This window comes from Vibrio sp. V30_P3S12P165, assembly GCF_009904905.1.
GTDB classification, from domain to species: domain Bacteria; phylum Pseudomonadota; class Gammaproteobacteria; order Enterobacterales; family Vibrionaceae; genus Vibrio; species Vibrio fujianensis.
The window spans coordinates 1-5,122 of record NZ_WXWH01000026.1 but is presented as its reverse complement, the minus strand read 5'-3'; the positions used below and the strand labels follow the sequence as shown (position 1 = coordinate 5,122).

At 40.2% G+C, this 5,122-nt stretch carries 6 protein-coding genes and 1 pseudogene; 5 read left to right on the top strand and 2 right to left on the bottom strand.

From position 1 onward, the window contains the following. Positions 1–344: pseudogene (locus CAG57_RS05515) on the bottom strand (IS4 family transposase); the annotation flags it as partial. A gap of 152 nt (positions 345–496) precedes the next feature. Between CAG57_RS05515 and CAG57_RS05510 the strand changes: the two are divergent. The 5 genes from CAG57_RS05510 to CAG57_RS05480 all read left to right on the top strand — a co-directional run bounded on the left by CAG57_RS05510 (position 497) and on the right by CAG57_RS05480 (position 4,811). Next, entirely contained in the window at positions 497–955 is a 459-nt protein-coding gene (locus CAG57_RS05510; RefSeq protein WP_041051874.1) for a hypothetical protein, read from the top strand. A gap of 152 nt (positions 956–1,107) precedes the next feature. Beyond that, positions 1,108–1,398 (top strand): hypothetical protein, encoded by a 291-nt coding sequence (locus CAG57_RS05505; protein WP_099612061.1) that lies wholly within the window; start codon positions 1,108–1,110, stop codon positions 1,396–1,398. Between the two features lie 664 nt (positions 1,399–2,062). Further along, positions 2,063–2,527, top strand: a complete 465-nt coding sequence (locus CAG57_RS05495; protein ID WP_161428573.1) for an ASCH domain-containing protein — start codon at positions 2,063–2,065, stop codon at positions 2,525–2,527. Positions 2,528–3,137: 610 nt separating this feature from the next. After that, the gene (locus tag CAG57_RS05490; RefSeq protein WP_161428574.1) at positions 3,138–3,743 is read left to right on the top strand and encodes a hypothetical protein; all 606 of its coding nucleotides are present in this window, start codon (positions 3,138–3,140) and stop codon (positions 3,741–3,743) included. Positions 3,744–4,364: 621 nt separating this feature from the next. Continuing rightward, positions 4,365–4,811, top strand: coding sequence for a hypothetical protein (locus tag CAG57_RS05480; protein ID WP_158116648.1), 447 nt, complete (start codon positions 4,365–4,367; stop codon positions 4,809–4,811). Between the two features lie 37 nt (positions 4,812–4,848). Here CAG57_RS05480 and CAG57_RS05475 read toward each other — a convergent pair. After that, positions 4,849–5,122, bottom strand: a 274-nt coding sequence (locus CAG57_RS05475) for a transposase (RefSeq protein WP_161439504.1), incomplete at its 5' end; no start/stop codon positions are given.

Below are 5,122 nucleotides of genomic sequence, written 5' to 3'. Positions count from 1 at the left end.
GATACCGAAGCGCGCAATGTCATATAGCGCAGTTGCTCACGAACATCTGACCAATCAACCAAGACAACAGGAAAAGGATTGGCGCGAGTAATAAAGGACGCATGCCATTTATATATGGACTCTTTTTCACGGTGTAGATTGCGATTACCAAGTAATCGGTCGATACGTTTGATGGCATGCTTCACCGTGGTATCGGTGTCGAGAGCGCGTCCAATTTTGGTGAGTGTGAGATCAGAGCCATCCAGTACCGTTCTGGTTGCAAGTATGAGAGATCTAAGTCGTTTTTTGTGAATGTCAGGGCATTGGTTTTCGAGTGTTTGCTGTAGAATTTGAACATCGCGCATCGTAGGGGTTCCCTATTAAATCCATTTAATCCGGTGTGTTTTTGGCGAAATTCATTAGATCAGAATGAGCGATGCGCGTCTACTCATTGTTTTATATGGAAATTATGGGGGGATTCGTAAGAATGCGGCGTTAGCTTACAAGGTACTACGGTGTGTTTCTACTAAGTCGTAAAGAGTCAAAATTAGGTTATTGCCTAAAAGCGTCTGCTGTTTCTTTCTGCTCCGCAGGTGCGCTTGCGGTGATTGTTGATCTTCTTTATGGTCTCCCCGCTGATGGTCCTGATGTGGGAATGACTTTGGTTGATGTGCTTGGAACAGTTTTGGTTGGCCCAGCCTTAGAAACATTATTGATGACACTGATACTGGTGCTCATCGCAAAATTTACAGACAGAATTTTTTTAAGTGCCTGCTTGTGTGCGTTTATCTTTTCTGTTTTACATTCTATGTCACACCCACTTTGGGGCATGTTTACATTCATGCCATTTGTTGTTTTTGGGGTGGCATTTCAAGTATGGCGGCAGAGTTCACCAAAAGTAGGGTTCACAATAGCCTTTTTAATTCATGCGCTTCACAATAGTTATGTCCTCTTAGTTGGCATGTTAGGACAGTAAGCTAACAAACGCCTCAAGAGGGACTGTCAACGCGTGGCGTTTCCAGTCCCATTGAGCCGCGGTGGTTACGGTTGTTGTGTTTGAGTTTAGTGTTATGCGTTGCCAGCCCCTTAGGCGGGCGTTATGTTTTCGGGATAACTTGAGGAAAAGAAATGGATTTCATTTGGTTGGTTTTAGTTTTGGGCGCGGCTGCTACATTCTACTATTTCGTATCATATTCGAAGCCACAGGATGATGATTGGCACAAATTACCGACACTTGAGGATTATTTGATAAAGCATCCTGAATGTAAAACGGCAGATTCAGAAAGTGCGAAATGCTTTAGTTGTGGTTCAGATAAAGTGATTTTTCAACCATTAACAGCTCATGCAGATCATCGTTATAAACATATTTGCTTATCTTGCAAAAAGACACTTTTTAGAAGTAAGGCAATAATGTCTTAAACCAGTTGATGATTCTAAGAACATTTTCAATAAAATCAGATGGTTGTAATAAAACATAACAAACGGTTCAAGAGGGACAACCAACGCGTGGCATTTTTACTATGCGTTGGTTTTGGTGATTATGGTGTTATGCGAAAGCTTGGTAGTGGCGTTGGTTGCCCCTTAACCGGGCGTTATATTTCTCTTAAATTCAAAGTGTTACAAATTTAAACGTTAAGTGGTAATGTGAGTGTTTTGCTGGTTGATGATTTCTTGTGAAGCATAGCTGTTGGTTGATCATGTATATCAATGACTAACAAAAGTTATCGTTTAATCGCATTTAGCAGCTCTTTTTATTTGGTTTACATTAATGGCTTATTTATCTGATATTTATCATCAGAATCAATGGGTAAGCTTGATTCGATTTCAAAATTAATTGTTTTTTGTATCTAAATCTGGCTCAACTGACGTTAAGCTTTTGATGTTATGTACTATTTTCAAAGGTTGTTTGGTCTTTCAGTGGCTGTATGGAATTGAAATATAACAAACAATTCAAGCAGACCCTCAACGCGTGGCATTTTCGTTTTGCGTTGAGTTTAGTGATTACGGTGTAATGCGGGAAGTTGGTTGTAGCGTTTCGGGCTACTTAATTGGGCGTTATGTTTTTAATCAGGTTCAGTGAATCATGGAAGAAAAGAGTCAGTTATTTTTACAGCAATACCTTCGAACTTTACCTAGTGAAGTGTCTGAAAAATATACATCATTTAGTTCGGATTACTTTTGCGCAGATGAGTATAACGCAAATCTATGTGCAGATTTAATTCTACGTGGCGAGAAACGTGCATCATGCAGCATGGAATATTGGTATAGCCACGAAAGCGAAGTATTACCTATAGTTGGCCACCTTCAAGTGGTCACAAACTGGAATGGTGAGCCAATTTGTATCATTGAGATAACATCGGTCTCAAGTTGTCGATTCAACGAAGTGACGGAAGAGTTTGCGGCAAGTGAGGGTGAGGGCGACAAATCGCTAGAATGGTGGCGTAAAGCTCATTGGAAATTTTTCTCACGTGAATGTGAAACTTTAGGTATAGAGCCAAGTGAGGATATGTTATTGGTTTTAGAGCACTTTAAGGTCGTGTATCACTAAAAACATAACAAACGGTTCAAGAGGGACAACCAACGCGTGGCATTTTTATTATGAGTTGGTCTTTGTGATTACGGTGTTATACGGAAAGTTGGTAGTAGCGTTGGTTGCCCCTTAACCGGGCGTTATGTAACCGTAAAGAAAAAAAGACCACAATACATTGAAAAGTAGATGTTTTTATGATTGATCTGATTTCAATGTCGATTTTCTCTGAGTGGGTTGTGTGCATGTTGATTTAGCTTTCGGCTTCTTTATTCTTCGAGTTCTCAGTTTTTTCTTAATGGTTCAGTAGGTTGGCGATAAGTTTAGTGGCAGTTATTTTTTTCTTTGAACTAGGGCTCGCAGTTTCGTTGTTGCCACGCAAATTCTACTGGGTTACTGCTAATTTTTCATGTAAGTTAAACGGTATTTGGCAATATTTTTCTTTGTAATGCTTTGAAATGGCTAGTAAAGTTACATAACAACGCATTCAAGAGGGACAGTCAACGTTTGGCAGTTTTGGTTTGGTTGGCATTTGAGGTTACGGCTGGGTAGTTTGAGTTTAGTTGTTTGCGTTGCCTGCCCCTTAATGCGGCGTTATGAAGCGAGTCTTAGTTTATAGGTGAGGGTTGGTTTGCAAGAAATAATCGCACACATTGAAAGTGGGAACTTTGGCTATGTAGTGGCAATGGTCTTAGTCTTCTTCTTGGTAAACACCAGAAACATAGTTACTTTTCTTGATGAACATAGAAAGCGGAAACTAAACATTCTTCTTGAAGCGAGTAAGTCAGATGAAGTTTCTGAAGATCTAAAGAAGCACTTCAGAGATGAAATAGAAGTTGAGTACTTTAGGCTCACTTATGGCATAAAGGTAAGACGTCCACTTATAAAAGCTATGTTAAGGGTCAGCCGTTTTGGGAATGAGAACATTCCTTTTGGCTTGATATTAAGCGCAAGAAAGTACTTTGATAGCGATGATGAAAAGTGCGTTCGCAAGTTAGTCTCTATTGATTTATTTAGCTCATTGGAATCTGCTTTTAACTTGTTGGCTAGCTGCTTGTTAGCATTAGTCATCTATTCAGTTTCAATTGAAGGTAGTGTGAAAGACATACCTCTTGTCGTAGTTGCAGCCTTACAAGTATTGTTTGGACTGTATCAATTATACGGTTTCTTGGCGGCTTTACTGCTTAAGATCATCCTCAAGCTTAGATGTGGAAAGTCGGTGGAATCCGCTTCATAACAAGCAATTTAAGAGGGATTCACAACGCTTGGCACTTTTGCTTCTACTTCAGTTTTAGTGTTTATGGCACAATACTTTAGGTTTGGGTAGAGGCGTTGTTCACCCCTTAATTGGGCGTTATGCTTAATCACTAAAAATCAGTGGGTTATGATTGTTCTTTGTTCCCTTGGCTTGTGAGTTTTGTGTTTCTCGGCAAGTCGGCTTCAGTGGGCGCGGTTTTCCGGACAATTATTCTTTGGCGCTGCTAATTCAGCGAATTGCCTCATTCAATTTTCGGGCAAGCGCGAGGTTGGTTCGGCTGGCTCAATCAGAAATTTGATCTTAGGTTTTTTCGTTTTAACAGCCAAAGTTCAAAGTCTGATTTTCAAAATCATGAGTCATTTCAGTTTTTTGGTTTTTGGCTTTTTTCGTGAATCAAAGCTGAGTTAATCTTGGTTTTGGTAAAACGTAAGTCATTGAAGCTTAAGCATAACAAACGCTTCAAGAGGGACAGCCAACGCGTGGCATTTTTATAATGCGTTGGTTTTTGTGGTTACGTTGTTATGCGGAAAGTTGGTCGTGGCGTTGGCTGCCCCTTAAGCGGGCGTTATGAGGCGTCGCTATTTAGCCTAGAGAGTTATTATGAAAAAAGGATTAATTTATCTGTTGCCTATATTTCTCGTTGGTTGCTCAGTGAATGTTGATAAGTTGAGTTACTTGAAAGCATGGGATGACAGGTGGCAAGAGTGCGATAAAATTGGCAAACAAACGATATTGGATTTTCCTAAATCTGAATGGTTTGAAAGCTTGAGCCTTGACGACAAAAAAGAAGTGTTTTTATACATTAACTTTCTTAAGGACTACGAGTGTGCTCAGGCCGAGGCGAACAACCTCAAGGCTGTATTAGATGAAGTAGACATCACCACTTTAAACGGAATCTTGAAAGGTTTTATCTATTTTGAAAAGCCAAGTGACGGAAAAATTAAGCACTTAGATCCGCTGCAGGTTAAGGCATTGTCTAGTGAAATCAAAAGTCCCTTTAACGCTATAGCTACGGCTGAAAAAATGGGGCTAGTTGAACATCAGTGAGAGCGCGTCTCATAACAAGAGACTATGGCGTCAATAGTTAATTTTTGAGGCTATCTGTATCCCACATAACACCATCTCTTAGCATTGAATTTAAGATAACAACCATCTTTCTCATGCAGGCAACAATGGCAACTTTTTTCGGTTTTCCTGCCGTAAGTAGTCGTTCATAAGTTGCTCTGAAAACAGGGTTGCATTGGATAGCCGACATCATCGCCATGTACATAACGGTCCTAACTTGAGTCCGCCCTCCTTGTATCAGCCGCTTACCTTTAAAGCGGCCACTTTCTCTTGTTATCGGTGCGACACCAATG